Raw genomic sequence first — 25,671 nt, 5'->3', positions numbered from 1 at the left:
TGGTGACTCAGTCCGCATCGCCCGCGTATCTCCGGTTCCCGCACCTGCACGGCGAGTTGGTCGCCTTCACCGCCGAGGACGACGTCTGGGTCGCCCCGCTCGACGGCGGCCGTGCCTGGCGGGTCAGCGCCGACAACGTCCCGGTCAACCACCCCCGTATATCCCCGGACGGTACGACCGTCGCCTGGACCTCCACCCGCGACGGCGCACCCGAGGTGCTCATCGCGCCGATCGACGGCGGCCCCGCCAAACGCCTGACGCACTGGGGCAGTTCGAGGACCCAGGTGCGCGGCTGGACCCCGGAGGGCCGGGTGCTCGCCCTCAGCACGGTCGGGCAGGCCTCCCTGCGCCGCAGCTGGGCACGCGCCGTGCCGCTCGACGGCGGACCCGCGACCACACTGCCCTACGGGCCCGTCGGCGAGGTCGCGTACGGGCCCCGCACGGTGCTGCTGTCCGCGCCCATGGGCCGCGAGGCCGCCTGGTGGAAGCGGTACCGGGGCGGCACGGCGGGCAAGCTGTGGATCGACCGCGAGGGCGACGGGGAGTTCGTACGGCTGCACGAGGAGCTGGACGGGAACATCGAGTACCCCTCGTGGGTGGGGGAGCGCATAGCCTTCCTCTCCGACCACGAGGGCGTCGGGGCGCTGTACTCGTCCCTGGCCGACGGCTCGGACCTGCGGCGGCATACTCCCCTCGACGGTTTCTACGCCCGGCACGCGGCCTCCGACGGCACCCGGGTCGTGTACTCCTCGGCCGGTGAACTGTGGCTCCTGGACGACCTGGAGGCGGCCGACCCCCGACGGCTGGACATACGGCTCGGCGGGCAGCGTGTCGATCTGCAGCCGTATCCCGTGAGCGCGTCCCGCTGGTTCGGGGCCGGCTCGCCCGACCACACCGGGCGAGGCAGTGCCGTCTCGGTGCGCGGCGCCGTCCACTGGGTCACCCACCGCTCGGGGCCCGCCCGTGCGCTCGCCGCCGAACACGGCGTACGGGCCCGGCTGCCGCACACCTTCCGCGCGGACGGCGAGGAGTGGGTGGTGTGGGTGACGGACGCGGAGGGCGAGGACGCCCTGGAGTTCGCGCCCGCCACCGGCCTCGCGCCCGGCGCAACGCCACGACGGCTCGGGGCCGGACAGCTCGGGCGGGTCCTCGGGACCGCGGTGGCGCCCGACGGCAACCGGGTCGCGGTCGCCACCCACGACGGACGGCTGCTGCTCGTCGAGCGCGACAGCGGCGAGGTGCGCGAGGTCGACCGCAGCGAGGACGGCGAGGTCAGCGGGCTCGTCTTCTCACCGGACTCGGCGTGGCTGGCCTGGTCGCACCCCGGCCCGCGCCCGCTGCGGCAGCTCAAGCTCGCCAACACCACGGACCTGTCGGTGACGGAGGCGACACCGCTCCGCTTCCGGGACTACTCACCTGCGTTCACCCTCGACGGCAAGCACCTGGCGTTCCTCTCGGCACGCTCCTTCGACCCGGTCTACGACGAGCACGTCTTCGACCTGGCGTTCGTGGGCGGCTCCCGGCCGCACCTGATCACGCTCGCCGCGACCACCCCGTCCCCCTTCGGGCCGCAGCGCCACGGCCGCCCCTTCGAAGCCCCCGAGAAGGACGAGACACCCGACAGCGAGGGCTCGCCCACGACCCGGATCGACCTCGAAGGGCTCGCCGACCGGATAGTGCCGTTCCCGGTCGAGGCCGCGCGCTACTCCGGGCTGCGGGCCGCCAAGGACGGGGTGCTGTGGCTGCGGCATCCGGTGCACGGTGTGCTGGGCACGTCGCGGGCCACGCCCGACGACCCCGATCCCAAGTCCGAGCTGGAGCGCTACGACCTCGTCCAGCAGCGCATCGAGCACCTCTCCGCGGACGCTGACCACTTCGCGGTCAGCGGCGACGGCAAGCGGGTGCTGCTGTGGACCGACGGCAAGCTCAAGGTCGTACCGAGCGACCGGCGCGCCCCGAACGACGACGACAGCGACGCGAACATCACCGTCGACCTGTCGCGCATACGGCAGACCGTCGACCCGGCGGCCGAGTGGCGGCAGATGTACGACGAGACCGGCCGCCTCATGCGGGACAACTTCTGGCGGCCCGACCTGGGCGGGGTCGACTGGAACGGCGTGCTGGACCGGTACCGTCCGGTGCTGGAGCGCGTCGCCACGCACGACGACCTCGTGGACCTCCTGTGGGAGGTGCAGGGCGAACTGGGCACCTCGCACGCGTATGTCACACCGAGCGGCTACGGGACCGGAGCGGACCGGCGGCAGGGGCTGCTCGGGGCCGACATCTCCCGGCACCCGGACGGCAGCTGGCGCATCGACCGGGTGCTGCCCTCGGAGACCTCCGACCCCGACGCACACGCGCCGCTGGCCGCGCCCGGTGTCGCCGTACGGGCCGGGGACGCGATCGTCGCGGTCGGCGGGCGGCCGGTGGATCCGGTGACCGGTCCCGGGCCGCTGCTGGTCGGGACGGCGGGCAAACCCGTGGAGCTGACGATCTCGCCGGCCGGCGGTGGTGACCTGCGGCACGCCGTCGTGGTCCCGATCGCGGACGAGGAGCCCCTGCGGTACCACGCGTGGGTGGCGGACCGGCGGGCGTATGTGCACGAGCGGTCCGGCGGACGGCTCGGCTATCTGCACGTGCCCGACATGCAGGCCCCCGGATGGGCTCAGATCCACCGTGACCTGCGGATCGAGGTCGCCCGGGAGGGGCTGATCGTGGACGTCCGGGAGAACCGGGGCGGGCACACCTCCCAGCTGGTCGTGGAGAAACTGGCCCGGCGGATCGTGGGCTGGGACCTGCCGCGCGGGCTGCGGGCGTACAGCTACCCGGAGGACGCGCCGCGCGGGCCCGTCGTCGCCGTCGCCAACGAGTTCTCAGGGTCGGACGGGGACATCGTGAACGCGGCTGTGAAGGCGCTCGGGATCGGGCCCGTGGTGGGAACGCGGACCTGGGGCGGGGTCATCGGGATCGACAGCAAGTACCGGCTGGTCGACGGGACGCTGGTGACGCAGCCGAAGTACGCGTTCTGGCTGGAGAGTTACGGGTGGGGCGTGGAGAACCACGGCGTCGATCCGGACGTCGAGGTGGTCCAGGCACCGCAGGACCACGCGGCCGGGCGTGATGTGCAGCTGGACGAGGCCGTGCGCATGGCGCTGGCCGCGCTGGAGGAACGCCCGGCGAAGCGGCCCCCGGAGCTGCCGTCGCTGTGATCCGTCGCGGGGCGGGGGGAGACGCGTCGGCTGCGCCCCGCCCCCTCTGATCGCGGAGCGAAAGGGGTGAGCATTCCCCCTGACATGGCCGATACCATGCCGTCGTAGTGATCAGTCTGTCTGAGGAGGCACGCACATGGCGGGAGAGCCGCAGGACGACTGCCTGTTCTGCAAGATCGTCGCGGGACAGATCCCGGCGACGATCGTCCGGGAGACCGAGAACACCGTCGCCTTCCAGGACATCAACCCCCAGGCGCCGACCCACGTGCTGATCATCCCCCGGGTCCACTACCGGGACATCGCCACCCTCGCCGCCGCCGAACCGGCCATCACCGCCGATCTGCTCCGCGAGGCCGGTGAGGTGGCCACGCTGGAGAAGCTCGAGAGCTACCGCGTCGTCTTCAACACCGGCAGCGGCGCGGGGCAGACCGTCTGGCACGCGCACGCCCACGTCCTCGGCGGCCGTGGCCTGCAGTGGCCCCCCGGGTAACGAGCCGTGTCCGTACGTGAAGTGGTGGTCCTCGGCACCGCCAGCCAGGTCCCGACCCGGCACCGCAACCACAACGGCTATCTGCTGCGCTGGGACGGCGAGGGAATCCTCTTCGATCCCGGCGAGGGCACCCAGCGGCAGATGCTCCGCGCCGGGGTCGCCGCCCATGACCTGCACCGGATCTGCGTCACGCACTTCCACGGAGACCATTCGCTGGGGCTCGCGGGAGTCATCCAGCGCATCAACCTCGACCAGGTGCCGCACGAGATCACGGCGCACTACCCGAAGTCGGGGCAGCGGTTCTTCGAGCGGCTGCGCTATGCGACGGCGTACCGCGAGACCGTACAGCTGACCGAGGCACCGGTCGACGCGGACGGGACCCTCGCCGTCACCCCCGCGTACATCCTGGAAGCCCGTCGCCTCTCCCACCCCGTCGAGTCCTACGGCTACCGGCTCGTCGAGCCCGACGGGCGCCGCATGCTGCCCGAGCGGCTCGCCGCGCACGGCATCAAGGGGCCCGACGTCGGGCGGATACAGCGGGAGGGCTCCCTCGGCGGTGTGTCGCTCGACGACGTCAGCGAGGTGCGGCGCGGGCAGCGGTTCGCCTTCGTCATGGACACCCGGCTGTGCGACGGTGTCCACGCCCTCGCCGAAGGTTGCGACATGCTCGTCATCGAGTCGACGTTCCTGGACGAGGACGCCGAACTCGCCGTCGATCATGGGCACTTGACCGCCGGTCAGGCCGGGCGCGTCGCAGCGGACGCCGGAGTGCGCCACCTCGTGCTCACCCATTTCAGCCAGCGCTACTCGGAACCCGAGGAGTTCGAGCGGCAGGCGCGGGCCGCCGGGTTCGAGGAGGAACTGACCGTTGCGCACGACCTGATGCGGGTGCCGGTTCCGAAACGCCGGTAAAGCGGCCGTACGATGCTTTGATGCCCCTCCCGAAAGCTGAACTGCACCTCCACATCGAAGGCACTCTGGAGCCCGAGCTGGCGTTCGAGCTGGCCGCGCGCAACGGCGTGACGCTGCCGTACGCCGACACGGACGAACTCCGCAAGGCGTACGCCTTCGAGGATCTCCAGTCCTTCCTGAACCTGTACTACGAGCTCATGGCCGTACTGCGGACCGAACAGGACTTCGCGGACCTGGCCGACGCCTACCTCGCGCGCGCCGCCGCGCAGGGGGTGCGGCACGCCGAGATCTTCTTCGATCCGCAGGCGCACCTCGCCCGGGGGGTCGGCATGGGCACGATCGTCGAGGGGCTGTGGCGCGCGCTCGGCCGATGGGGGTCCCCCCGCTCGAGCGAAGCCGAGAGTGGGGGAGAGGAGAGCCACGGCGTCTCCACCCAGCTGATCATGTGCTTCCTGCGTGACGAGTCCGCCGAGTCGGCGCTCGAGACGCTGGAGGCCGCGAAGCCGTACCTCGACCGGATCACCGGCGTCGGCCTCGACTCCGCCGAGGTCGGACATCCACCGGTGAAGTTCCGCGAGGTGTACGAGGCCGCCGCCGCCCTCGGGCTGCGCCGGGTCGCGCACGCAGGTGAGGAGGGGCCGCCGGAGTACATCACGGAGGCCCTCGACGTCCTCGGCGTAGAACGAATCGACCACGGACTGCGCTGTATGGAAGACCCGGCACTCGTGGAACGGCTGGTGCGCGAGCGGGTGCCGCTGACGCTCTGCCCGCTGTCGAACGTCAGGCTGCGCGCGGTGGACACCCTGGCGGACCACCCGCTGCCCGCGATGCTCGACGCCGGGCTGCTGTGCACCGTCAACTCCGACGACCCCGCGTACTTCGGCGGATACGCGGGCGACAACTTCGACGCCGTGCGGACCACCCTCGGCCTCGGCGAGGACCGGCTGCGCGAGCTGGCTCGCAACTCCTTCGTCGCTTCCTTCCTGGAGCACGACGAGGAGCGCCGGGCGCGCTACCTGGCCGAGGTGGACGCGTACGAGTTCGGATAGGACCTAGTGGGTTCCGGGCCCCGGTGTGGCGGTTGCCTGCCGGGGTCCTGCCGTGTCGTAGGTCTGTTGCGCCGTGCGTGCCGGTCCGTCCAACCGGATCTCCACGACAGGCTGTTCGGGTGCGCCGACCGGCGGGACCGGGCCCGACGGGGTGCCCGTCGACGCGGCGACGACGGCGGCCGGGGTGCCTCCCGCAAGCTCTTCGAGCAAGGGGTACCCCCACCGGCGGCGTACCGCGCCGGGCAGCAGCGGGCGTCCGCCGGTGTGCAGGGCCACCGCGGTCAGCGGGAGCGTGATCGCCAGCAGTCCGGCGGCGAGGATCGCGCCCATCGCCGGGAAACCCGCCCGCGCGGACAGCACGCTGCCGATGAGCGGGCCGGCCGCCGTGCCGAGCGAGGACGCCGAGCCGACGAGGACCGCCCAGCGGCCGCGCTGGTCGAGGGAGGCGGCGAGGCCGATCAGATACGACAGCACGATCGGGTAGAGCGTGTTCCAGGCGATCTCGCCCGCAGCGAAGGTGCCGAGGCCGGTGGCGGAGGCGCTGAGCGCGATGCAGCCGGCGATGAGCGCGGTGCCCGCGCCGATGGGGAGCGCACGGCCGAGGCGCGGGCCGAGCACGCCCGCGCCGATCACACCGAGCAGTCCCGCGCCGAGCGCGATCGCGAAGACCGCGCCGACGGTGACCTCCGTGAGGTGTGCCTGGGTGAGGCCGATGCGTCCGCTGACGCCCCAGAGCGAGTTCTGGGCGAGGGACCAGCACAGGATGCCGGCGGCCAGGACGAGGCCGGAGCGCAGATGGGGCAGGCGGCCGGTCTCCCCGGTCCCGAGGGGAGCCGTGGTCGTCGGCGCGAAGGCGGTGAGGCGGCCGGTCGCGGGCCACACCAGCAGGGCGGTGAGTGCGATGGCGGCCAGCGGGAGGCCGTGGCCCGGGCCGAGGTGGGGGACGGTCAGATAGACCGCCCCGGCGAGCGCGGAGACACTGAGCAGGCCCAGCGTGGACGCGCGGTGCGGGTCGCGCTGAGCCGCGATTCCGGTCGCGGCGACCGTGGTGGCCGTGCCGGAGCCGAAACCGCCGGCGACCGCTCCCGCGACGACGACGGGGATGCTGTGGCTGAGGGCGGCGGTGCCGTAGCCGACGGCGGCGAGCAGCAGACCGGCGCGGGCGAGCCGACGGGGGCCGATGCGGTGGACATGGGCGGCGAGCAGGAACCCCGCGAAGGCCGAACTCAGCAGCAGGGCACTGCCGATGGAGCCGGCCTCGGTGGCCGAGAGCGGAAGGCCGGAGTCGAGCCTGCCGACCGTGGTGGGCAGGAGGTACGCGGCCAGATACCCGGCCGTGAAAAGGGCGACGAGGGGCCAGGGCGGGGCGGTGCGGGAAGACACGGGCGTTCCAGGGCGTGCGGAAAGAGCGGCTCAGAAAAGGGGGTTGGGGCGCCGTCCGTCGACCGACAGGAACGCGCGGGCAATTTGTATCAAGCGCGTGGTTCGAGAAGAAGGGCGGGGTGTGTGATGTGGATCACATGTTGGTTTGGGGCTGGTGAGGTCGGGTAGCAGAGGGAATTTCGAGGCGCCTGTGTCGCCCCGTCGCGTGTCTCAGCGCCAGTGCGGTGCGCCCGCACCGCCCGGTGCGATCCCCTCGATCCGGGCCCGGATCTCCCGCATCACCGCCACGATCCGCTCCTCGTGACCCGGTGTCAGCCGGGCCACCGGCACCGAGCAGCTGATGGCGTCCTGGGCCGGGGTGTCGTAGCGGAGGGCGAAGCCGAAACCGACGATGCCGATGACGCCCTCCTCGCGGTCGATCGAGTGACCCCGCTCGCGGGTCGCGGCCAGGTCCGCCAGCAGGGATGCGCGGGACGTGAGCGTGTTCGGGGTGAGCGCCTCGTAGGGGCCCTCCGGCAGCGCCTTGTCGGGCCGTTCCGCCAGCAGTGCCTTGCCGAGCGCGCCCGCGTGCGCGGGCAGACGCCGGCCCACCCGGCTGATCGTGCGCAGGTATTCGTGCGACTCGCGCGTCGCCAGATACGCCACGTCAGTGCCGTCGAGGCGCGCCATGTGGATCGTCTCGCCGAGCGCCTCCGACGCCTCGTCCAGATAAGGGCGTACGACGCGGACGCGCGGGTCGGAGTCCAGATAGCTCGTGCCGGTCAGCAGGGCGTGGATGCCGATGCCGTAGAGCGAGCCCGTGACGTCCGTACGCACCCAGCCCCGCGAGATCAGGGTCTGCAGGAGGGCGTACATCGAGCTGCGCGGCACGTCGAGCTCGTCCGCGAGCTCCTGCAGGCGTGCCGGGCGGTCGACCCGCGCGGCGAGCAGTTCAAGCAGCTCGACCGTGCGTGCGGCCGATTTCACCTCGCGGACGCCCCCTGTGTCTGACATGCGCCGATCGTAATCCGGGCGGGGGAGGGCGATGGCCGCCGCGCACCCGGCCATTGACGGGCCCATTTCGGCTATCTAACCTTCATCTTCATACATGGATGACGTCTATATAGGGAGATGAGCGCGGCGTGGGCGGCGGTAGGGATGCGGACACGGATTCCGTGGTACGGCGGCTGAGGGACGGTATGGCGCAGGGGGTCCTGTCGTTCCCGCTCACCAGCTTCCACCAGGACGGCTCGCTCGATCCGGACGGCTTCCGCGCCCATGTCGCGGCGCAGCTCGCCACCGGGCCCGGCGCGCTCTTCCCGGCCTGTGGCACCGGCGAGTTCTTCTCCCTGGACGAGGCGGAGTACGCGCAGGTCGTCGCCGCCGCGGTGGAGGAGGCCGGCGGCTGTGTGCCCGTCGTAGCCGGGACCGGATACGGCTGGGCGCAGGCCGTACGGTTCGCGCGGATCGCGCAGGACGTCGGCGCCGACGCGCTGCTCGTCCTGCCGCACTACCTCGTCGCCGCCCCGCAGGACGGGCTCGTCGCGCAGCTGGAGCACATCGCCGCCCGCACCCGGCTCCCGATCGTCGCCTACCAGCGCGGCCAGGTCGCCTACGGCGTCGAGGCGTTCCGGCGCATCACCGCGATCCCCGGCGTCATCGGACTCAAGGACGGGCACAGCGACCTCGACCGGCTGCAACGGCTCACCCTCTCCGCCCCCGGGGACTTCCTGTTCTTCAACGGGGCCGCCACCGCAGAGATCCAGGCACGCGCGTACGCCGCCGTCGGCGTCCCCGCCTACTCCTCCGCCGTCCACGCCTTCGCACCCGAGATCGCGAACGCCTTCTTCACCGCCCTGCGCGACGGCGACGACGGCACGGTGGACACACTGCTGCGCGACTTCTACGTCCCGCTCGTCGCCCTCCGAGACCGGGTGCCCGGATACGCCGTGTCGCTGGTCAAGGCGGCGGCCCGGCTGCGCGGGCGCCCGGTGGGACCCGTGCGCGCCCCGCTCACCGACCCCTCGGCCGCCGACCTGGCCGACCTCAGGACCCTGCTCGCCACCGGACTCGACCTCGTAGGAGCCGCCCTGTGACCGCCGAGACCTCCCGTGACCTTTCCGTCGCCGAGGTGCGCCTGACCCCGATCCTGATCGCCGACCCGCCGCTGCTGAACACACAGGGCGTCCACCAGCCGTACACCCCCCGGCTGATCGTGGAGGTGGTGACCGCCGACGGGACCACGGGGGTCGGCGAGACATACGGCGACACCAAGTACCTGGAGCTGGCCCGGCCCTTCGCCGACCGGCTGATCGGCCGTCACATCACGGACCTCAACGGTCTGTTCACCGTCGCCGACGAGGTCGCCGTCGACCGTTCCCGGACCCGTGACCAGGTCGACGTCGGCGGGCTGCGCGGTGTCCAGACCGCCGACAAGCTGCGGCTGTCCGTCGTCTCCGCCTTCGAGGTCGCCTGCCTCGACGCCCTCGGCAAGGCACTCGGCCTGCCCGTGCACGCGCTGCTCGGCGGCAAGGTCCGGGACGCGGTCGAGTACAGCGCGTACCTCTTCTACAAGTGGGCCGGCCACCCCGGGGGCGTGGTGTGCGAGAAGGACGACTGGGGCGCGGCCCTCGATCCGGCGGGAGTCGTGGCACAGGCCCGGACGTTCAAGGAGCGGTACGGCTTCACGTCGTTCAAGCTCAAGGGCGGCGTCTTTCCGCCGGACGAGGAGGTCGCCGCGATCCGCGCCCTCGCCGAGACGTTTCCCGGGCATCCGCTGCGGCTGGACCCGAACGGCGCCTGGTCCGTTCAGACCGCGCTGAAGGTGGCCCGGGAGCTGGGCGACGTCCTCGAATACCTGGAGGACCCGGCCCTCGGCACGCCCGCCATGGCCGAGGTCGCCGCGGGGACCGGCGTGCCGCTCGCCACCAACATGTGCGTGACCACGTTCGCCGAGATCGAGGAGGCGTTCACGCGCGGCGCCGTCCAGGTCGTGCTCTCCGACCACCACTACTGGGGCGGGCTGCGCAACACCCGTGAACTCGCCGCGATCTGCCGTACGTTCGGGGTCGGGGTGTCCATGCATTCCAACACGCACCTCGGCATCTCCCTGGCCGCGATGACGCACGTCGCCTCGACCGTGCCCGGTCTCCATCACGCCTGCGACACCCACTACCCCTGGCAGTCCGAGGACGTCATCACCGAGCGCCTCACCTTCCAGGACGGCACGATCGTGGTTCCGGACGCCCCAGGCCTGGGGGTCACGCTGGACCGCGACCGGCTGGCCGCCCTCCACGAGCGCTGGCTCGCCGACGACGGAACCCTGCGCGACCGCGACGACGACGCGGCGATGCGTGTGGCGGACCCCGACTGGGTCACGCCGGTGGTGCCTCGCTGGTAGCGCCGCAGCGCCCCCGTAGGCGAACCGGCCCCCGAAACGGCGGCTCCAGCGTGATCCGGACCGCCCGCAGGGACGGTGGTGCACACTGGCTGGATCCGCACCATGCCAGGGAGCCACCGTGACTGCGCTCATCGGAGAGGGACCGTACCGTCACCCCCACATCGACCCTCTGGCCGCCCTGCGCGCCCCCGGAGACCCGCCCTGGGACGTCTACCTCACGGGGACCGTCTTCCTCGACATCATCTTCACCGGGCTCGACTCCGCCCCGGTGCGCGGAACCGAGTCCTGGGCGCGAGGGATGGGGTCGAGCCCCGGCGGCGTCGCCAACATGGCCACCGCGCTGGCCCGCCTGGGCCTGAAGACCTCCCTGGCGGCGGCCTTCGGGGACGACCACTACGGCGAGTACTGCTGGGACGCCCTGGAGCAGGGCGAGGGCATCGACCTCTCGCCGTCGCGGACCGTTCCCCACTGGCACTCGCCGGTCACCGTCTCCATGGCCTACGAGGGCGAGCGGACCATGGTCTCCCACGGCCACGAGCCGCCACCGGAGGAGCCCGCGCCGGCCTGCCCGCCCCGCGCCCGGGCCGCCGTCGCCTCACTGACCCCGGGCCACCGCGCCCCGTGGATCTCCGAGGCCGCGGGGCGGGGCACCCGTATCTTCGCCGACGTCGGCTGGGACGACACCGGGGCCTGGGACCTGGCGGGCCTGTCCGACCTCGCGTGCTGCGAGGCCTTTCTGCCGAACGCCGAGGAGGCCATGCGGTACACGCGCACCGATTGCCCGCGCGCCGCCGCGCACCGGCTCGCCGAACTCGTGCCGCTGGCCGTGGTCACCCTTGGTGCGGAGGGGGCGTACGCGGTGGACGGACGGACCGGGGAGGCCGCCAGCGTGCCCGCGATCGCCGTGGAGGCCCTGGATCCCACGGGCGCGGGCGACGTCTTCGTGGCGGGCTTCGTCACCGGCACCCTGGCCGAGTGGCCGCTGGCCGACCGCCTCGCCTTCGCGGGCCTGACGGCCGCGCTGTCCGTGCAGGAGTTCGGCGGCTCGCTCTCGGCGCCCGGCTGGTCCGAGGTCGGGGCGTGGTGGCGCAAGGTCCAGTCCTACGAGAACCAGGACCCGGCGGCGCTGCGGCGGTACGCGTTCCTGGAGGATCTGGTCCCGGAGGAGGAGATCCCGCCGTGGCCCCGCCGCCGGGCGGTCCCGACAATCGGCTTCCGCCGCTCGGCGTGACCCGGGGTTCTCCGCCCCCGCCGCCCCTACCCTTCCCGTCCCTGGGGGCTGCCGCCCCCGGACCCCCGCTGTTGGCCTGAGCAGCCTCGTCCTCGAACTGCCCCAAGCTTTCGGCTTCGCTCGAGCAGTGGGGACCCCCACGACGGGCTGAAAGGCTCAGGCCCGGCGGGGGAAAATCAGCCCTACCCTTCCTGTCCCTGGGGGCTTGCCGCCCCCGGACCCCGGCTGTTGGCCTGAACGGCCTTGTCCTCGAACTCCCCCGAGCTCTCGGCTTCGCTTGAGCAGGGGGGACCTCTAGGACGGGCTGAAAGGCTCGGGCCCGGCCGGGGAATATCAGCCCCTCCGGCGTTTGAGGAGCGGGGGTTCGGGGGCTGGCCCCCGAAAAGGGGGTCTGGGGCGGTAGCCCCAGCGGGGTGCGGGGGCGGAGCCCCGCGAGGGGTGCAGGGGACGCAGTCCCCGCGGGCGTGCGGGGGCGAGCCCCCAGCGGGGTCGAAGGGGCGGAGCCCCTGGAGGTGGGACGGGTAGGGGCGGGGGCGAAAACCCCTCAGAAGCCCAGGCGGCGCAGCTGCTTCGGGTCACGCTGCCAGTCCTTCGCCACCTTCACATGGAGGTCCAGGAACACCGGCGTCCCGAGCAGCGCCTCGATGTGCTTGCGCGACTTGATACCGACCTCCTTCAGGCGCTTGCCCTTGGGGCCGATGATGATGCCCTTCTGGCTGGGGCGTTCGATGTAGACGAAGGCGTGGATGTCGAGGAGGGGTTTGTCGGCGGGCCGGTCCTCGCGCGGGAGCATCTCCTCGACGACGACGGCGATGGAGTGCGGGAGCTCGTCGCGTACGCCCTCCAGTGCGGCCTCACGGATCAGCTCGGCGATCATGACCTGCTCGGGCTCGTCCGTCAGGTCGCCCTCGGGGTACAGGGCCGGCCCCTCCGGCAGGAGCGGGACGATCAGGTCGGCCAGCAGGTCGACCTGCTTGTCGCCGACCGCCGACACCGGCACGATCTCCGCCCACTCGAACCCCAGCTCCTTGCCGAGCTGGTCGATCGCGATGAGCTGCTCGGCGAGCCTCTTGCTGTCCACGAGGTCGGTCTTCGTGACGATCGCGATCTTCGGCGTCTTCTTGATCGACGCCAGTTCCTTCGCGATGAAGCGGTCCCCGGGACCGAGCTTCTCGTTCGCGGGCAGACAGAAGCCGATCACGTCGACCTCGGCCCAGGTCGTACGGACGACGTCGTTGAGGCGCTCGCCAAGCAGCGTGCGCGGTTTGTGCAGCCCGGGGGTGTCCACCAGGATGAGCTGGGCGTCGGGCCGGTGCACGATCCCCCGTACCGTGTGCCGCGTCGTCTGCGGCTGGTTCGCGGTGATCGCCACCTTCTGCCCGACCAGAGCGTTCGTGAGGGTGGACTTGCCCGCGTTCGGGCGGCCCACGAAGCAGGCGAAGCCGGCGCGGTGGGTGGCCTCGGACGGCTCGGATGACTGACTGCGAACGCTCATGGCGCCCATTGTCCCTGATCGAAAGAGCCCCGCCGCACAACCGGCCGATTGCCGACCCCCAAGAAGGACGCCAAGCTCATACGCGGTGAGCTGGAAGTTCAAGGTCAACTACTCGGACAGATGCCCACGCCGAGCGGGCTCGCCCCGCTCGGCAAGCAGCTGCCGGCCGTGGTCGTCGTCGCGTACGCCTTCGGCGTCACGTACGGCATCGCCAAGCTGATCGACAGGGTGATGGCCTTCCGCGCGAGCGAGGAGCAGGAGCACACCGGCCTGGACCTTACGGTGCACGCCGAGACCGCCTACGATCACGGGGTCCTGGGCCATGGCGCCCCGGTCGCCCACTCCGTCCCCGCCGCCACGCAGAAGGTCACGCCCCAGGCATGAAGCTCATCACCGCGATCGTCAAGCCCCACCGTCTCGACGCCGTCAAGACCGCCCTCCAGGAGATCGGCGTGCACGGCCTGACCGTGACGGAGGCGAGCGGCTACGGCCGTCAGCGCGGCCACACCGAGGTGTACCGCGGTGCCGAGTACCAGGTCGACCTCGTGCCCAAGGTCCGGATCGAGATCGTGGTCGAGGACGCGGACGCCGACGCCGTCATCGACGCGATCGTGAAGGCCGCGCAGACCGGGAAGATCGGGGACGGGAAGGTGTGGGCGCTGCCGGTGGAGACGGTGGTGCGGGTACGGACCGGCGAGCGCGGCCCCGACGCGCTCTGACCGTCGCCACCCCTGTCACGACCCCCACGGCGAACACCACCGCCGCCACCAGCCACGGCAGCGCGAAGAAAGGTCGCGCTCGCCGACTCGCGCGTGTCCTTCGCGCTCTTCGGTGCGCCCGGTGCGTGGGCCGGTGCCGCCCCTCGTCCGGACGGCACCGGCCCACGGGCCCGGCGGGCTCCCCCGAACGCGCGGCTAGTCGAACACGAACGGACCCGGTGACTGCGGCCCGGTCGCCGTACAGGTGATGGTGATACCGAAGACCGTCATCTGCAGTGAGCCGCCGTACGCCTCCAGGCTGTCGCCGGAGGCCACGGTGCCGTCGAGCGGGCCCACCGTGACGGAGTCGCCGGCCGCCATGGCCGGGTTCTTCGTACCGCTGAAGACGGTCGTATCGCCGTTCGCCTTCACCAGGGAGAGAGTGGACGAGATCGAGTCCTGGCCCAGCGCGATCGGAGCGGTGAGCGCGGAGGACGTGACGGTGATCGTGGCGGCGGTGCCGTCCTGTGTCGCCGTGAGTGTGGCCGCGCCGCCGCCGAAGCTGCCGCAGTCGGCGGTGATGGTCGCCGTCTGGGGAGTGACGGCGGCCGCGGTCTGGGTGAAGGCCAGGCCGGCCGCGGCGACCGCCGCGAGTAACGCCGTGCCCGTGCCGAGTCGCTTGCGTTTCATCGGAATCCCTTCCCTGGTACGGGAATTGCCATGTGGGGACGGCCGAACGGACCGCCGCGGGCCGCGCACACGGGGGCGTCACGGGATCACGGTGACGGGTGCAGGCAGGCGTGTACGCGGGCCATCCGCGAGCGGGGTGCGGCACGCTGCGCGGCGTGAATCTGACGGTCCGTCGGAACTAGCGATTCCATTGATGCGCCGGGGCCTTGGGATTGCAAGGGATGCCGGGCGGTTTCTTCAAGGGTCAGGAAAAGTGGCCGAAGTCGTACGGTACAGGGGCTCTCAGCCCGCGGTCACCGTCACACGAACCGTTCCGTCGGGCCCCGCCACATGAACCGGGGTATCGGGTCCACCCAGGTCCCGTACGGCCGCCCGGTCCTCCGCGGACGCGCCCTCGGCCTCGGTGACGACCGCCGCCGCCTCCAGGGACTTCGCCCCGGACGCCACCGCCATCGCCACCGCCGTCTGCAGCGCGCTCAGCTTCAGCGACTCCAGGGCGACGGTCCCGGCGACGTACGTACGTCCGGTCTCGTCCCGTACAGCGGCCCCCTCGGGCACACTGTTGCGGGCCCGCGCGGAACGGGCCAGGGTGACGATCTTGCGGTCCTCGGGGTCGAGCGCGTTGCTGTCGGTCATGCCCCGAGCATACGAAGAACGGCCATGGTCATCCCGCAGCGGGTACGTCCAAGGTCATCCAGCGACCGGGACGTCCAAGGTCATCCCGCAACGGGTACGTCCAAGGTCATCCCGCGACGGGATACATCGCCCCGCGCCTGCCCTCCGGCGACGCCAACCACTCCAGCTTCGCCGCGGTGTTCGCCTCGTCCAGCGGGGTGTGCAGCACGATCGTCAGATCGGGCCGGGCCGGCACCTTCAACGCCGTCGACTCGACGCACAGCAGACCGGCCAGCGGATGGTCCAGCTCCTTGCGGATCACCCCGGCGTCCTGGATGTCCCGCTGCTCCCACAGCTCCAGGAACTCCGCGCTCGCGTCCTTCAGCTGGTCGAGCAGCGCCCGGAACCCCTCGTCGTCGGGGCGGGCCGAGCTCGCCGCCCGGAACTGGGCGACCACCGTGCGCGCGTTCCGCTCCCAGCTGTTGGTGCGGGAGCGGTACAGCGGGTCGGTAAAGAAGTCGACCATGCAGTTCTGCGTGATCTCGGGCCGCATACCGAGCACCCAGCCCGCGGCCTCGTTGTACATCACGCAGTTGTAGTACATGTCCATGATGTGGGCCGGATACGGCATCCATGTGTCGATCAGCCGCCGCAGGCCCTCGCAGCCGTGGTCGGCCGCCGGTTCGGGCGCGGGCGGGTTCAGCCCGGCGAGCATGTAGAGATGGCGCCGCTCCGCGTTGCTCAGCCGCAGCACCCGCGCGACGGAGTCCAGGACCTGCGGCGAGACGGAGATGTCCCGTCCCTGTTCCAGCCACTGGTACCAGGAGGCGCCCACGCCGGCGAGCACGGCGACCTCCTCGCGGCGCAACCCGGGTGTACGGCGCCTCGCCCCGCCGTCGGGCAGCCCTGCCTCCGCCGGGGTGACCCGGGCCCGCCTGCTCATCAGGAACTCGCGCAACTCCCGCAGCCGATGGCTCTTGAGCGCATCCTCAGGCACGTACTTCCCCCTCGTACTGTCTGGTGGTGCCACCACCACGATAAGTTCCGACTCCCCACGGATATTCCGTTCGCCCGAGGCTCTTGCCCATGGCGATCGACACCACCACCTCGACCACCCCGACGACCCCACCGCTCGACAACCCCCGGCTGTCGACGCGCGACAAACTCGTCCTCTTCGTGCTCTGCGCGGCCCAGTTCATGGTCGCGCTCGACTTCTCCGTCCTGAACGTGGCGCTGCCGGTGCTCGGCGCGGACCTGGGCATGAGCCGGTCCGCACTGCAGTGGGCGGTCACCGCGTTCGCGCTGCCGTCCGGCGGCTTCCTGCTCCTGTTCGGCCGTATCGGCGACCTCTACGGCCGTCGCAGGCTGTTCCTCGCCGGGCTGACCCTCTTCGGCGCGGCCTCGCTGCTGGCGACGCTGGCCTGGGACCCGACGTCGTTCCTGGCGGGCCGGGCGCTCCAGGGCCTGGGCGCTGCCGCCATCGTCCCCACCGGCATGTCCCTGCTCACCACCACCTTCCCCGAGGGCCCGGCCCGCGACCGCGCCCTCGGTATCTCCGGCACGCTGCTGTCCCTCGGTTTCACGGTCGGCATGGTCGCCGGCGGCGTCCTCACCGACGCGCTCGGCTGGCGCTCCACGATGGGCCTGCTCGCCGTGTTCGCACTGATCGTGCTGCCGCTCGCGCCCCGTCTGCTGCCCGAGTCCCGCACCCCGGAGCGTCCCCGTCTGGACGCGCCCGGCGCGATCACGGTCACCGGCGGTCTGCTTTCCCTGATCTACGCCCTGTCGACGGCGGCGGACCACGGCTTCGGCCACGCGGATGTCATCGCAACGCTCGCCGCGGGCGCGCTGCTGCTGACGGCGTTCGTGACGATCGAGTCCCGCACCGAAGCGCCCCTGGTCTCGCTGCCCATGCTGCGCCGCCGCACGGTGGCATGGGGCAACCTGGGCGGTCTGGTCACCTTCTCGATGATGTCGACCGTGGTCTTCGTACTGACCCTCTACCTCCAGGAGGTTCTGCACCTGTCGGCCTTCGAGACGGGTCTGGTCTTCGGCTTCCAGGGCGTGCTGTCGGCGGTGGCGGGCACCTGCGCCCCGAAGGTCATCGGCCGCTTCGGCGCCCGCCGCACCCTGGTCGGCTCGCTCATCGGGCAGGGCGCCCTGGTCGCCGCCCTGCTGGGCCTGAACGCGCATGTCTGGTCGGTGTGGCTCGCCACGGCGGCCGTCTCCCTGGCCAGCATGTGCCACCTGGGCGCGATCATCTCCTACGGGCTCACCGTCACGTCCGGCGTCCCCGACGAGGAGCAGGGCCTGGCCACCGGCCTGGTCACCTCGACCCAGCAGGTCGGCATCACGGTCGGCATCCCGCTGCTCGGCGTCCTGGCCACGACCTCCTCGGACCTGCTGACCGGCGTCCACACGGTCATGGCCCTCGACGCGGCGATCGTGCTGGTGGCGGCGGTGCTGGTGGCGCTGGGACTGCGGACCCGGACGGGCTCCTCAGGGGCGGTCGAGACGGAGGCGGTCGGCGCGCGGTAGACCGGCGACGACCAGGTCGTACGAGTCCTCGATGAGCTCCCGGACCACCCGGTCCGGGAGCTCTCCGTCGACCGTGACGGTGTTCCAGTGGCGCTTGTTCATATGCCAGCCCGGGACGATCAGGCCCTCGTACTCACCGCGCAGCCGGACCGCGTCCTCCGGGTCGCACTTGAGGTTGACCTTCAGGGGCCGGGCCTCCAGGTTCGACAGCGCGAAGAGTTTGCCCTGCACCTTGAAGACCGAGGTCTCCGGGTTGAACGGGAAGTCCTCCACCGCCGCGTTGAAGGACAGACAGAAGGCGCGCAGCTCCTGAGGGGTCATTCCGGCTTCGGCTCCTCTTCCGGGGGCTCGACCGGGCCCACCGGCTCCACCAGCACGGTCACGATCTTGTTCCGGCGACCGGCCGCGGCCTCCGCGGTCAGGCGCAGTTCCCGGCCGTCCGGGAGCTCGACCATGGACGACGCCCCGGCGATGGGCACACGGCCCAGCGCCTTCGCGAGGAGCCCGCCGACCGTCTCCACGTCCTCGTCGTCGTAGGCCTCGAGCCCGTACAGCTCGCCGAGGTCGCCGATGTCGAGGCGGGCGGTGACCCGGTAGCGGTCCCCGCCGAGCACCTCGACCGGCGGCAGCTCGCGGTCGTACTCGTCGGTGATCTCACCGACGATCTCCTCCAGGATGTCCTCGATGGTGACGATCCCGGCCGTGCCGCCGTACTCGTCGATGACGACGGCGACGTGGTTGCGCTCCTTCTGCATCTCGCGCAGCAGGTCGCCCGCGTTCTTGGTGTCGGGCACGAAGGTGGCCGGCCGCATGGCGGTGGACACCAGCTCGGACTCCGCGTCCCGGCTGATGTGCGTCTTGCGGGCCAGGTCCTTCAGATACACGATCCCGACGATGTCGTCCTCGCTCTCCCCGGTGACGGGGATGCGCGAGAAGCCGGAGCGCAGGGCCAGGGTGAGGGCCTGGCGGATGGTCTTGTAGCGCTCGATGACGATGAGGTCGGTCCGCGGGACCATGACCTCGCGTACGAGGGTGTCGCCCAGTTCGAAGACCGAGTGCACCATGCGGCGCTCCTCGGCCTCGATGAGGGACTCCTTCTCCGCGAGGTCGACGAGCGCGCGCAGCTCCGCCTCGGAGGCGAAGGGGCCGCGGCGGAAGCCCTTGCCGGGGGTGAGGGCATTACCGATGAGGATGAGCAGCGACGGGATCGGACCCATGATCCGGGCCAGCGGCAGCAGGACGTACGCCGCCGCCGTCGCCGTGTTCAGCGGGTGCTGGCGGCCGATGGTGCGCGGGGAGACGCCGACGGCGACATACGACACCAGGACCATGACCGCGATCGCGACCAGGAGGGCCTCGGCGGTGTCGTGGAACTCCTCCAGGCAGGCGTATGTGACGAGCGCGGCGGCGGCCATCTCGCAGGCGACGCGGACCAGGAGCGCCACGTTGAGATAGCGGGTGGGGTCCGCGGCGACCTGGGCGAGCCTGTCGCTGCCGCGCCGGCCGCTGCGTACGGCTTCCTCGGCACGGAAGCTGGAGACGCGCGCGATGCCCGCCTCCGCGCAGGCGGCCAGCCAGGCGACGACGACCAGGGCGACGGCGCCGGTGACGAGCTGGGGGCTCATGACACGGTCGGGGCCGGGGACGGGCCGGTCAGGCCCTTCTCCGCACGCCAGCCGTCCACGATGGCGGCCTGGAGGCCGAACATCTCGGCCTTCTCGTCGGGCTCCTCGTGGTCGTAGCCGAGCAGGTGCAGCACTCCATGGACGGTCAGGAGCTGGAGCTCCTCGTCCATGGAGTGCTGCGTTGGTGCCTCGGCGCCCTGCTTGGCGGCGACCTCCGGGCACAGCACGATGTCGCCGAGCAGCCCCTGCGGCGGTTCGTCCTCGTCCTTGGACGGCGGCCGCAGCTCGTCCATCGGGAAGGACATGACATCCGTCGGTCCCGGCAGGTCCATCCACTGGACGTGCAGCTGCTCCATGGCGTCGGCGTCCACGACGATCACCGAGAGCTCGGAGAGCGGGTGGATGCGCATCCGCGCGAGCGCGTAGCGGGCGATGTCGAGGATCGCCTGCTCGTCGACCTCGGTGCCGGACTCGTTGTTGACGTCGATCGACATGGTGGTGCCGTGTCTCTACTTCCCCTTGTGCCCGGACCGGCCCCGGCCGCCCTTGTGCGTGCCGTTCTCGGTGCCGTGCTTGGTGTCGTACTTCTCGTACGCGTCGACGATACGGCCGACGAGCTTGTGCCGTACGACATCGTGCGACGACAGCCAGGAGAAGTGGACGTCGTCCACGCCCTCCAGGATCTCCTGGACCTGACGCAGACCGCTCTTCGTGCCGTCCGGGAGGTCGACCTGGGTCACATCACCGGTGATCACGATCTTCGAGTCGAAGCCGAGACGGGTGAGGAACATCTTCATCTGCTCGGGGCTCGTGTTCTGGGCCTCGTCGAGGATGATGAAGGCGTCGTTGAGCGTCCTGCCACGCATGTACGCGAGCGGCGCGACCTCGATCGTCCCGGCGGCCATGAGCCGCGGAATGGAATCGGGGTCGAGCATGTCGTGCAGCGCGTCGTAGAGCGGGCGCAGATACGGGTCGATCTTCTCGTACAGCGTGCCGGGCAGGAAGCCGAGGCGCTCGCCCGCCTCCACGGCAGGGCGGGTCAGGATGATGCGGTTGACCTGCTTGGACTGCAGGGCCTGCACCGCCTTGGCCATGGCGAGGTAGGTCTTGCCGGTACCGGCGGGCCCGATGCCGAACACGATGGTGTGCTTGTCGATCGCGTCCACGTACCGCTTCTGGTTGAGCGTCTTGGGGCGGATCGTGCGGCCGCGCGAGGACAGGATGTTCTGCGTGAGCACCTGGGCCGGGGTCTCCTCGGTGCCCTCCCCGTTCTCGCTCGCCCGGAGCATGGCGATCGAGCGTTCCACTGCGTCCTCCGTCATCGGCTGTCCGGTGCGGAGCACCAGCATCATCTCGTCGAACAGGCGCTGGACCAGGGCGACGTCCGCCGGGTCGCCGACCGCGCTGATCTCATTGCCCCGGACATGGATGTCGGCCGCCGGGAAAGCCTTCTCGATCACGCGCAGGAGGGAGTCTCCGGACCCCAGCACGGTGACCATGGGGTGCTGAGCGGGGACGGTGAAGTGCGCTCGGGCCTGTCCCTCCGCGGGGCTGTGCGCTGTGGGTGTCTGAGTCATGGGCCGGCTCTGTAGGCCTGCGATTCCTCCTCCATACGGCCGCGCAGCTGAGGGCGGCCTCGCGATTTCAAGAGTACGACGCGGGGCTGACAGAGCCGTAGGGCTTTTCACGGGGTTGTGGGGCGCATCCCGCGAATCAGCTCGTCCGGGGTTTGAGGAGCGGGCTCGGGGACATGTCCTGCAGGCCCACCACCCGCAGGAGCTGGAGGCGCTCGTGCGACTCCGTTCCCGGGCGGGCCGTGTGGACGATGAGCATGTGGTGGCCGTCCTGGTTCAGGAGGACCTCGCAGTCCAGCTCCAGGAGGCCGACCAAGGGGTGCCGGAAGCGCTTCGTCGACTGGCGGCGCACCGCCACCTGGTGTTCATCCCACAGCCGCGCGAACTCCTCGCTCGACGCACGCAGTTCGGCCACCAGGGCCGTCGGCTCCGGGCCGTCGGGGCGGGCCGACACCGCCCGCAGATTGGCCACATGGGCGCGGGCATGCTCGGCCACGTCCTCCGGTGGGAACAGTTCCCGTGCCGTCGGGTCCAGGAAGAAACGGCGGATCAGGTTGCGGTCGCGGGGTGGGCGGGCGAAGACGTCCCCCGACAGCGCCCTGGACATCGCGTTCTGGGCCAGTACCTCGCCGCAGTCGCTCGCCACCATCGCCGGGGTGTCGTACAGGCGGTCCAGGACCAGCAGCAGACCGGGGTTCACATGCGCGGACGCTCCCCCGAGCTCTCGACTTCGCTCGAGCAGGGGGGACCCCCATCCGTGGCGTGGCGGCTCCTCGCCGGCCAGATGGAAGAGGTGGTCCCGCTCGTCGTCCGTCAGACGCAGGGCGCGGGCCAGCGCCGTCAGCATCTGGCGGGACGGGCGCGGGCCCCGGGACTGTTCCAGGCGGGTGTAGTAGTCCGCGGACATGCCGGCCAGCTGAGCCACCTCCTCCCGGCGCAGCCCCGGCGTACGGCGGCGCGCGCCGGCCGTGAGGCCCACGGCGGAGGGTTTCAGGCGGGCGCGGCCGCGGCGCAGGAAGTCGGCGAGTTCGGCTCGGTTCACCCTTCCAGCCTGCGGCAGTCCGCCTGGCTTATCCAGGGACTGCCGATCCCCTGATCAAGAGGTCTCTCCCGGTCGCACCGGCGTCGGCCGAGGCTGGTCACCGACGAGAGGAGCACACGATGCTGACATTGGTGACAGGGACGACGGGACAGGTCGGCCGGCGTTTCGTGCCGAGGCTGCTGGCACAGCGGCAGCAGGGAGAGCAGGTGCGGGTCCTGGTGCGGGACGCGGCGCGTGGCGAGGCCTTCGCGGAGCTGGGCGCCCAGGTCGCCGTCGGGGATCTGCGGGACGAGGAGGCCCTCGGCAAGGCCGTGGCCGGAGTGGACGCGGTCGTGAACGTCGCCGCCTCCTTTCGCGGGGTGCCGGACGAGGAGGCATGGGCCGTCAACCGGGATGCGGCGGTGGCGTTGGGGCGGGCCGCCCTGGCCTCCGGTGTGCGGCGATTCGTGCAGGTCAGCACCGGGATCGTGTACGGCACCGGACGGGGCCGTCCGATGACCGAGGACGACGAGATCCGGCCCGGCGGTGAGATGTGGGGCGCCTACGCCGAGTCCAAGGCGGCGGCCGAGCGGGAGCTGCTCGCGCTGGAGGCGATGGAGGTGCGCGTCGCCCGGCTGCCCTTCGTCTACGGCGAAGGCGACCCACATCTCGCCCAGTCGCTGCGCTGGGCCGCGAACTGGGCATCCGCCCAGCGGCTGCAGATGGCCCACCACGTCGACGTCGCCCAGGGGCTGATGCGCCTCCTGTACGCACCGGCGGTGAGCGGCCCCGTCTACAACATCGCCGACGACGCCCCCGTCACGGCGGTCGAGCTGCACCAGCTCAACGGCGTCGAGGTGCCCGCCGACATGCACACCCGGACCGACCCCGACCCGTGGTTCGGGATCATGTCCACCCGGCGGATCCGCCGGGACCTCGGCTTCCGGCCCATCCATCCGAGCGTCTGGGCCGCCCGGGATGCCGGAGCCCTCTGACAGCCAGGGCCTGTCCTTCGGACCAGGTCGGCCGATGGAGACGGTGCCTTGCGGCGGTCCGCGACGCCGAGCCGATCCGAAAGAAAGGCCCTAGTCGACCGCCCTGATCCGCCTCACCAGCACCGCCCCCGCCAGCCCGATCACAGCCGACACCACGTACAGCACCCGGTAGCCGCCCAGGTAGGTCACGATCGGTGCGGCGAGGGCGGGAGCCGCGACCTGTGGGAGGGCGTTGGCCACGTTGATCACGCCCAGGTCCTTGCCGCGGTCCATGGCCTTCGGCAGTACGTCCGTCATCAGCGCGAAGTCGACCGAGGTGAACACGCCGAAGCCGACGCCCAGCAGCGCCGCCGCGACGATCGCGCCCGGCCAGGTCTGCCACGCCGACAGCGCCGCCGTCGCAACCGCCATCAGTACCCCGGACCAGATCACGAACGGCTTGCGCCGGCCTACCCGGTCCGACCAGACCCCGCCGACCACGACCGTCGCCATCAGCGTCAGCCCGTTCACCGCCGTCAGGATCAGCACCCCCTGGTCGGGGTCGCGGTAGTGGAGGCGGTCCCGCAGGTAGTACAGCAAATACAGCAGCACCAGCGAGTTGCTGAGGTTGATCAGGAACCGGGTCAGCCAGGCCCAGCCCAGGTCGGGATGCCGTCGCGGGCTCAGCCAGAAGCCCGCGAGGAAGCCCCGCCAGGACCAGGGCGGCCGGTCCTCCACGGCGAGGTGCAGATCCTCGTACCGCAGTACGTACGGCAGCACGCCCGCCACCGTGAACACGGCACACGCCACGTAACCCGCGCCGATCCCGCCCGCCGCCGTCGCCAGACCCGTCCCGCCGACCACCCCGAGGATCTGCGCGGCCCCCAACCAGCCGCCCACCGCGCCCCGCTGGAGCCGCGGCACCCGGTCCGGCACGGCCGCCGTGACCGCTGCGAAGGCCGCGTTCAGGGTGAGCTGGACCAGGCACCAGCCCGCCGTCATCGTCCACACCCCGCCCGCGCCCGCGAGCAGCAGCAACGACAGTGCACCGCCCGCCGTCCCGGCCACGATCCACGGTGTGCGGCGGCCCCGGCGCGCCGTCGTCCGGTCCGACAGCGCGCCGAAGAACGGGTTCGCGACCAGGGAGACCGTCGCGCCGATACCCGTGACCCACGCCAGCATCGTCTCCTTCGACATCCCGGAGCCGGGCGCGAAGTCCTTGGCCTGGGAGGCGAGCAGGATCTGCAACGGGCCGAACCAGCCCACCCAGATCGCCCCGTTGGCGAGCGAGAGCGCGGCCGTCCAGCCCCGGCCCACGGGCTCCACGGGCTCGGCGAGGGCCCGCGAGGGCCGCGACAGCGGCGGGTCGGCGGGCAGATCGGCGGCCGTCATCTCTGCGCCCGCAGCACGTCCCGGAACCAGCCGTACGACGCCTTGGGTGTCCTCTCCTGCGTCTTGTAGTCCACGTGCACGAGCCCGAAGCGCCGCGCGTACCCCTCGGCCCACTCGAAGTTGTCCAGCAGCGACCACACGAAGTAGCCGCGCACGTCGACCCCTGCCTCCACCGCCCGGTGCAGCGCCCGGATGTGGCCGTCCAGGTAGGCGATCCGCTCCTGGTCGTCGACGCCCTCGTAGGAGCAGCCGTTCTCGGTGATGACGACGGGCGGGAGCCGGTCGCCGTAGCGCTCGCGGAAGCCGGTCAGCAGCTCGGTCAGCGCCTCGGGGACCACCGGCCAGCCGAAGTCCGTCACCGGATGGCCCTCGATCTCACGGACGGAGAAGGGGAGTTCGGCGGGCAGCGTGAGGCCGCCGAACTCGATCTCGGCGCCCTGCGGCGCGCCCACCTTCGCCGGCGCGTAGTAGTTGATCCCGTACCAGTCGATCGGTTCCGCGATCACCTCGAGGTCCGACTCCACGTCGCCGGGCATCAGCTCGCCGATGCCCTCGGGGTACCGGCCGAGCAGCAGGGGATCGGAGAACAACCGGTTGAGCAGGACGTCGTAGAACTCCGCCGCCTCCACATCCTCCTGCTTCCCGGACGCCGGCCAGGTCGGCCCGTGCGAGTTGGCGATCCCGATGTCGGTGGCCCCGGCCGCGCGCAGGGCCCGTACGCCCAGACCGTGCGCCAGCAGCTGGTGGTGGGCCACCGGAAGCGCGTCGAACATCAGCTGTTTGCCGGGGGCGTGTGCGCCCAGCGCATGGCCGAGCAGTGTGTGTTCGGCGGGCTCGTTGAGGGTGATCCACTTGGTGACGCGGTCGCCGAGGCTTTCGGCGACGACCGAGACGTACTCCGCGAAACGGGAGGCCGTGTCCCGTTCCTGCCAGTCCAGCGTGACCGGCAGGTCCCAGTGGAACAGGGTCGGCACCGGCCGTACGCCCGCCGCGCACAGCTCGTCGACGAGGCGGTCGTAGAAGTCGAGGCCGCCGGGGGAGTTCACCCGGGGCCAGGAGATCGAGAAGCGGTACGCGTCCACGCCGAGGCCGGCCAGGAGCGCCACGTCCTCGCGGTAGCGGTGGTAGTGGTCGCAGGCCACCGCCGCCGTCGAGCCGTCCTTCACCCGGCCCGGCTCGGCGGTGAACACGTCCCACACGGAGGGCTCGCGTTCGTCCGCCGCCCCCTCGATCTGGTGGGCCGAGGTCGAGACGCCCCACAGGAAGCCGTCGGGGAACGCCGGGATCTGGGGTATCGGGTTCGTCGCCATGCGCCGGATCATCCTTACCGGCGGTAACAGAAGTCAACGGGCAGGCATGAACGACCTGTTACGGGTCAGGCGCCTTCCTCCGTCAC

At 71.5% G+C, this 25,671-nt stretch carries 23 protein-coding genes and 1 pseudogene; 11 read left to right on the top strand and 13 right to left on the bottom strand.

Translation table 11 applies throughout. The features are described 5' to 3' along the window. Positions 1–2 precede the first annotated feature (2 nt). The 4 genes from ABT186_RS28405 to ABT186_RS28390 all read left to right on the top strand — a co-directional run bounded on the left by ABT186_RS28405 (position 3) and on the right by ABT186_RS28390 (position 5,660). Positions 3–3,209 (top strand): S41 family peptidase, encoded by a 3,207-nt coding sequence (locus ABT186_RS28405; RefSeq protein ID WP_351927451.1) that lies wholly within the window; start codon positions 3–5, stop codon positions 3,207–3,209. A gap of 136 nt (positions 3,210–3,345) precedes the next feature. After that, positions 3,346–3,699, top strand: coding sequence for a histidine triad nucleotide-binding protein (locus ABT186_RS28400; protein ID WP_351230366.1), 354 nt, complete (start codon positions 3,346–3,348; stop codon positions 3,697–3,699). Positions 3,700–3,705: 6 nt separating this feature from the next. Next, on the top strand, positions 3,706–4,611 hold the full coding sequence (locus ABT186_RS28395) for a ribonuclease Z (RefSeq protein WP_351230368.1): 906 nt from the start codon (positions 3,706–3,708) through the stop codon (positions 4,609–4,611). 20 nt (positions 4,612–4,631) lie between these two features. Next, complete coding sequence (locus tag ABT186_RS28390; RefSeq protein ID WP_351230370.1) at positions 4,632–5,660, top strand: adenosine deaminase; 1,029 nt, start codon at positions 4,632–4,634, stop codon at positions 5,658–5,660. 3 nt (positions 5,661–5,663) lie between these two features. Here the strand turns inward: ABT186_RS28390 and ABT186_RS28385 are convergent, their stop codons facing one another. Next, a complete protein-coding gene (locus tag ABT186_RS28385) occupies positions 5,664–7,043 on the bottom strand; it encodes an MFS transporter (RefSeq protein ID WP_351927449.1) in 1,380 nt (459 codons plus the stop codon). A 210-nt stretch (positions 7,044–7,253) separates the two neighbouring features. Continuing rightward, a complete protein-coding gene (locus ABT186_RS28380) occupies positions 7,254–8,036 on the bottom strand; it encodes an IclR family transcriptional regulator (RefSeq protein WP_351230374.1) in 783 nt (260 codons plus the stop codon). A 185-nt stretch (positions 8,037–8,221) separates the two neighbouring features. On the opposite strand from ABT186_RS28380, the gene ABT186_RS28375 reads away from it, so the two are divergent. The 3 genes from ABT186_RS28375 to ABT186_RS28365 all read left to right on the top strand — a co-directional run bounded on the left by ABT186_RS28375 (position 8,222) and on the right by ABT186_RS28365 (position 11,653). Further along, the gene (locus tag ABT186_RS28375) at positions 8,222–9,118 is read left to right on the top strand and encodes a 5-dehydro-4-deoxyglucarate dehydratase (protein WP_351927447.1); all 897 of its coding nucleotides are present in this window, start codon (positions 8,222–8,224) and stop codon (positions 9,116–9,118) included. Next, positions 9,115–10,422 carry a glucarate dehydratase family protein gene (locus tag ABT186_RS28370; RefSeq protein WP_351230378.1) on the top strand — a complete coding sequence of 436 codons (1,308 nt, stop codon included), beginning with the start codon at positions 9,115–9,117 and terminating at the stop codon, positions 10,420–10,422. Before ABT186_RS28375 ends, ABT186_RS28370 begins: the two co-directional genes overlap by 4 nt. A gap of 118 nt (positions 10,423–10,540) precedes the next feature. Continuing rightward, positions 10,541–11,653, top strand: a complete 1,113-nt coding sequence (locus ABT186_RS28365; RefSeq protein WP_351927445.1) for a carbohydrate kinase family protein — start codon at positions 10,541–10,543, stop codon at positions 11,651–11,653. A gap of 544 nt (positions 11,654–12,197) precedes the next feature. Here ABT186_RS28365 and era read toward each other — a convergent pair. Continuing rightward, positions 12,198–13,157 (bottom strand): GTPase Era, encoded by a 960-nt coding sequence (era, locus tag ABT186_RS28360; RefSeq protein ID WP_351237494.1) that lies wholly within the window; start codon positions 13,155–13,157, stop codon positions 12,198–12,200. Between the two features lie 126 nt (positions 13,158–13,283). Between era and ABT186_RS28355 the strand changes: the two are divergent. Continuing rightward, positions 13,284–13,532, top strand: a pseudogene (locus ABT186_RS28355) (ammonium transporter); the annotation flags it as partial. Then, complete coding sequence (locus tag ABT186_RS28350) at positions 13,529–13,867, top strand: P-II family nitrogen regulator (RefSeq protein WP_351237492.1); 339 nt, start codon at positions 13,529–13,531, stop codon at positions 13,865–13,867. The pseudogene ABT186_RS28355 and the gene ABT186_RS28350, both read left to right, overlap by 4 nt. Before the next feature lie 195 nt (positions 13,868–14,062). Here ABT186_RS28350 and ABT186_RS28345 read toward each other — a convergent pair whose 3' ends face one another. The 3 genes from ABT186_RS28345 to ABT186_RS28335 all read right to left on the bottom strand — a co-directional run bounded on the left by ABT186_RS28345 (position 14,063) and on the right by ABT186_RS28335 (position 16,148). Further along, positions 14,063–14,536 carry a hypothetical protein gene (locus ABT186_RS28345; RefSeq protein WP_351237491.1) on the bottom strand — a complete coding sequence of 158 codons (474 nt, stop codon included), beginning with the start codon at positions 14,534–14,536 and terminating at the stop codon, positions 14,063–14,065. A gap of 282 nt (positions 14,537–14,818) precedes the next feature. Continuing rightward, entirely contained in the window at positions 14,819–15,172 is a 354-nt protein-coding gene (locus tag ABT186_RS28340) for a cytidine deaminase-like protein (protein ID WP_351237489.1), read from the bottom strand. A 106-nt stretch (positions 15,173–15,278) separates the two neighbouring features. Beyond that, positions 15,279–16,148, bottom strand: coding sequence for a helix-turn-helix transcriptional regulator (locus ABT186_RS28335; RefSeq protein WP_351237487.1), 870 nt, complete (start codon positions 16,146–16,148; stop codon positions 15,279–15,281). An 89-nt stretch (positions 16,149–16,237) separates the two neighbouring features. Between ABT186_RS28335 and ABT186_RS28330 the strand changes: the two genes are divergently transcribed. Continuing rightward, a complete protein-coding gene (locus ABT186_RS28330) occupies positions 16,238–17,689 on the top strand; it encodes an MFS transporter (protein ID WP_351237485.1) in 1,452 nt (483 codons plus the stop codon). On the opposite strand, the gene ABT186_RS28325 is transcribed toward ABT186_RS28330, so the two are convergent. The 5 genes from ABT186_RS28325 to ABT186_RS28305 form a co-directional block, all read right to left on the bottom strand. Then, complete coding sequence (locus ABT186_RS28325; RefSeq protein ID WP_351927443.1) at positions 17,651–18,010, bottom strand: MmcQ/YjbR family DNA-binding protein; 360 nt, start codon at positions 18,008–18,010, stop codon at positions 17,651–17,653. The genes ABT186_RS28330 and ABT186_RS28325 overlap by 39 nt on opposite strands. Further along, a complete protein-coding gene (locus tag ABT186_RS28320; RefSeq protein ID WP_351237130.1) occupies positions 18,007–19,314 on the bottom strand; it encodes a hemolysin family protein in 1,308 nt (435 codons plus the stop codon). The genes ABT186_RS28325 and ABT186_RS28320 overlap by 4 nt, the downstream gene beginning before the upstream one ends. Beyond that, on the bottom strand, positions 19,311–19,808 hold the full coding sequence (ybeY, locus tag ABT186_RS28315; protein ID WP_351237132.1) for an rRNA maturation RNase YbeY: 498 nt from the start codon (positions 19,806–19,808) through the stop codon (positions 19,311–19,313). The genes ABT186_RS28320 and ybeY overlap by 4 nt, the downstream gene beginning before the upstream one ends. A gap of 15 nt (positions 19,809–19,823) precedes the next feature. Further along, entirely contained in the window at positions 19,824–20,891 is a 1,068-nt protein-coding gene (locus ABT186_RS28310) for a PhoH family protein (protein WP_351237134.1), read from the bottom strand. Between the two features lie 136 nt (positions 20,892–21,027). Next, the gene (locus ABT186_RS28305) at positions 21,028–21,930 is read right to left on the bottom strand and encodes a helix-turn-helix transcriptional regulator (RefSeq protein ID WP_351237136.1); all 903 of its coding nucleotides are present in this window, start codon (positions 21,928–21,930) and stop codon (positions 21,028–21,030) included. A gap of 119 nt (positions 21,931–22,049) precedes the next feature. Here ABT186_RS28305 and ABT186_RS28300 point away from each other — a divergent pair, with 119 nt between their 5' ends. After that, positions 22,050–22,904, top strand: coding sequence for an NAD-dependent epimerase/dehydratase family protein (locus ABT186_RS28300; RefSeq protein WP_351237138.1), 855 nt, complete (start codon positions 22,050–22,052; stop codon positions 22,902–22,904). Between the two features lie 90 nt (positions 22,905–22,994). Here the strand turns inward: ABT186_RS28300 and ABT186_RS28295 are convergent, their stop codons facing one another. Both ABT186_RS28295 and ABT186_RS28290 read right to left on the bottom strand, forming a co-directional pair. Continuing rightward, positions 22,995–24,275, bottom strand: a complete 1,281-nt coding sequence (locus ABT186_RS28295) for an MFS transporter (protein ID WP_351237140.1) — start codon at positions 24,273–24,275, stop codon at positions 22,995–22,997. Then, positions 24,272–25,597 carry a GH1 family beta-glucosidase gene (locus tag ABT186_RS28290; RefSeq protein ID WP_502973346.1) on the bottom strand — a complete coding sequence of 442 codons (1,326 nt, stop codon included), beginning with the start codon at positions 25,595–25,597 and terminating at the stop codon, positions 24,272–24,274. Before ABT186_RS28290 ends, ABT186_RS28295 begins: the two co-directional genes overlap by 4 nt. Positions 25,598–25,671 lie beyond the last annotated feature (74 nt).

It is taken from the genome of Streptomyces sp. NPDC001634, from assembly GCF_040298185.1.
Taxonomy (GTDB): Bacteria; Actinomycetota; Actinomycetes; order Streptomycetales; family Streptomycetaceae; genus Streptomyces.
This window is presented reverse-complemented; position numbering and strand designations above follow the sequence as displayed.